The sequence below is a fragment of the Streptomyces sp. NPDC019224 genome, assembly GCF_040632605.1.
Lineage (GTDB): Bacteria > Actinomycetota > Actinomycetes > Streptomycetales > Streptomycetaceae > Streptomyces.
Genome location: NZ_JBEYCF010000059.1, coordinates 39237 through 42498, shown reverse-complemented (window position 1 = coordinate 42498; position 3262 = coordinate 39237). Strand labels below are relative to the sequence as shown.

At 73.3% G+C, this 3262-nt stretch carries 2 protein-coding genes and 1 pseudogene; all 3 read right to left on the bottom strand.

Features of this window, described 5'->3' with window-relative positions; all coding sequences use genetic code 11:
- Nucleotides 1–93: 93 nt before the first annotated feature.
- The gene (locus ABZ564_RS28360) at nt 94–1377 is read right to left on the bottom strand and encodes an aspartate aminotransferase family protein (RefSeq protein ID WP_360861869.1); all 1284 of its coding nucleotides are present in this window, start codon (nt 1375–1377) and stop codon (nt 94–96) included.
- Nucleotides 1374–2216 (bottom strand): nitrilase-related carbon-nitrogen hydrolase, encoded by an 843-nt coding sequence (locus ABZ564_RS28355; RefSeq protein ID WP_360861867.1) that lies wholly within the window; start codon nt 2214–2216, stop codon nt 1374–1376. Before ABZ564_RS28355 ends, ABZ564_RS28360 begins: the two co-directional genes overlap by 4 nt.
- Nucleotides 2217–2423: 207 nt before the next feature.
- A pseudogene (locus ABZ564_RS28350) lies at nt 2424–3262 on the bottom strand (hypothetical protein); the annotation flags it as partial.

Below are 3262 nucleotides of genomic sequence, written 5' to 3'. Positions count from 1 at the left end.
GTCGCGGGCACTTTTTTGTTGGGGTTCTTGGTGCTGGGGGTGTGTGGGGGCGGGGGGGCCCGCCGGGCCCCACGGCCGCGCCGTTGTCAGCTGTCAGCCCACCGCGCGCAGCGCGTCGGCGAGGATCTCCGCGCCCTCCTCCGCCTCCGGGATCGCGAGCGAGAGGGGCGGGGCGATGCGCAGCACGCTGGTGTTGTGGCCGCCGCCCTTGCCGATGAGCAGGCCGCCCTCGCGGGCCGCCTCCAGGACGGCGGCCGCCGCCTCGGGGTCGGCCTCGTCGGTGCCGGGCCTGACCAGTTCGATGCCGATCATCAGGCCCCGGCCGCGCACCTCGCGGACCCGTTCCGAGGCGGCGCCGATCGCGCGCAGCCGCTCGATGAGCAGGCCGCCGACGCGGCGGGCGTTGCCCTGGAGGTCGTGTTCGAGGAGGTACGAGAGGTTGGCGAGGCCGGCCGCCATGGTGACCGGGGAGCCGCCGAACGTCGAGATGGAGTTGGCGTCCAGGCAGTTCATGACCTCGGCGCGGGCGACGACGCCGCCGATGGACATGCCGTTGCCGATGCCCTTGGCGAAGGTGAGGATGTCCGGCGGCCCGTTCTGCGCGTGGGCCTGCCAGCCCCAGAAGTGCTCGCCGGAGCGCCCCCAGCCCGTCTGCACCTCGTCGGAGATCCACAGCACGCCGTGCCGGTTCAGGACCTCGCGGAACGCGCCGTACAAGCCGTCCGGCGGCGAGGTGAAGCCGCCGACGCCCTGGATGGGTTCGGCGATCAGGGCGGCGGGGGTGCGGGTGTGGCCGAGCAGGTCCTCCAGGTCCGCGACGCAGCCGGCGGTGAAGTCGGCGTCGCTCAGGTGGGCATAGGGGCCGCGGGTGCGGACGCCGCCGTGCACGTAGAGGGTCTGGAGCGGCGAGAGGCTGGTGGGTGACCAGGCGTTGTTGCCGGTGATGGAGACGGCGGAGAAGGACCGGCCGTGGTAGCTGTTGCGCATCGCGAGGATCTGGTTCGACCTGCGGTACGTGGTGGCCAGGAGCAGGGCCGTGTCGTTGGCCTCGGTGCCGGAGGTGGTGAAGAAGACCCGGGCGTCGGGGATGCCGGAGAGCGAGGCGACGCGCTCGGCCAGCTCGATCATCGGCCGGTTGAGGTAGAGCGTGGAGGAGTGGAGGATCCGGCCGGCCTGCTCGCTGACGGCCTTGGTGACCTCGGGCAGGGCGTGGGCGGTCATGGTGGTGAGGATGCCGCCGAAGAAGTCGAGGTAGCGGTTGCCGTCGGCGTCCCAGACGTGGCGGCCCTCGCCGTGGGTGATCTCCAGCGGGTGGCGGTAGTAGAGGGCCAGCCAGTCGGGGCTGACGGCGAGGTGGCGGTGGTGGAGGCTGCTCACGGCTCGACCAGCCCCTCGTACGCGTCGGGCCGGCGGTCCCGGTAGAACGCCCACTGCTGCCGCACCTCTTCGATGAGCCCGAAGTCCAGGTCCCGGACGACGAGTTCCTCCTCCTTGTCGCTGGCGACGTCGCCGACGAACCGGCCGCGCGGGTCGACGAAGTAGCTGGTGCCGTAGAAGTCGTTGTCGCCGTACTCCTCCTGGCCGACGCGGTTGATCGCGGCGATGAAGTACTCGTTGGCGACTGCGGACGCGGGCTGTTCCAGCTGCCAGAGGTAGGCGGAGAGGCCGCGCGAGGTGGCGGACGGGTTGTACACCAACTGCGCTCCGTTGAGACCGAGTTGACGCCACCCCTCGGGGAAGTGCCGGTCGTAGCAGATGTAGACGCCGACCTTGCCCACGGCGGTGTCGAAGACCGGCCAGCCGACGTTGCCGGGTTTGAAGTAGTACTTCTCCCAGAAGCCCTTGACCTGCGGGATGTGGTGCTTGCGGTACTTGCCGAGGTAGGAGCCGTCCGCGTCGATCACGGCGGCGGTGTTGTAGTAGAAGCCGGACTGCTCCAGCTCGAAGACCGGGACGACGATCACCATGCCGGTCTCGCGGGCGAGGTCCCGCATCCGCCGCACGGTCGGGCCGTCCGGCACCGCCTCGGCCCAGCGGTAGTGCTCGGGCTCCTGCACCTGGCAGAAGTAGGGGGCGTTGAACACTTCCTGGAAGCCGATGATCTTCGCTCCCTGCCGGGCGGCCTCGCGGGCGTGCTCCTCGTGCTTGGCGATCATGGATTCGGTGTCGCCGGTCCAGGTCGCCTGGACGAGTGCGGCGCGTACGACGTGGGACATGAGCTGCTCCTTCGACGCGGCGTCAGAGAGCCTTTTCGTGCTTCTACGCCCGTAGACACGTGCGTAGGGGAGAACGTAAGCCCCGTCACACGACGGGGCAAGACCATCGCCGTGAACCAGCTGAGTCGATCATGTTTCACACCCGGGCGGGCCAGTGCCGGCGCGCCTCCCGGCTGTCGGCGGGCGTCTCAGCTGTCGGGGGGCGTCTCAGCCGAGGCCCGCCACGCGCAGTGCGTGTTCGACCCCCCGCTCGCGGGCCTCGGACACCGTCCGGGCCGCGGCGAGCAGTCGCGGTACGAGCCGGGGCGGGTCGATCGAAGCGACCCTGGCCGCTTCCTGCGGTGTCCGCACCCGGACGAAGGCGCCGAGCAGTGCCTGCGTCAGCGGGCCCCGGCCCGCCCGGTCGAGTGCGGCCGCCGCCTCGGCGATCTCGGCGGCCGGCCGGGCGACGCCCTGCCGCAGCAGCTGCTCGCAGTCCCGGCCGCGACCCGCCGCCGCGAGCGCGTCCACGGCGGCGGCGAGCCCGTCCGGGGGCAGCGAGGCGACCTCCCACAGCAGGGTCGCCCAGTCCGCGTCGAGCCCCGCCCGGTGCAGCTCGACGGCCAGGAGCGGCAGCCGGTGCGCGGGGAGCGCCGCCGCCTCGCAGAGCACGGCGTGCGCCTCACCGCTGCGACCGTCGGCCCGCAGCCGGAGCAGCGCGCCGACGGTCGACTGCGCGAACCGGAGCGCGGCCGGGTCCGGCGACGCCACGGCCCGCTCCGAGCCCGCGGCGGGCGCGCCGCCGAAGCGGGCGCCGCGTGGTGCCGCGGCCGGCGCGGCGGGCGGGACGGGCACCTCGTCCACGAGGCCCCCGTCCTCGGTCTCCAGCCCCGCGAACCGGGCCCCTGTCGGCTTCCGCCTCCGGGAGGCCGGTGCCCGGCGAGGCGCCGGACGGGACGGCGCCCCGGGGGCGCGGCCGGACGCCGGTTCGTGGCCGACGGCGAGGGGCTCCGGCCGGGCCGGCCGAGGAGCGCCGGCAGCGTCGGCCGGCCGGGGCACGGACGGGC

Bases quoted from the DNA above. Each gene is read 5' to 3' on its own strand.
- ABZ564_RS28355 (WP_360861867.1), bottom strand. From the start codon at position 2,216: ATGTCCCACGTCGTACGCGCCGCACTCGTCCAGGCGACCTGGACCGGC.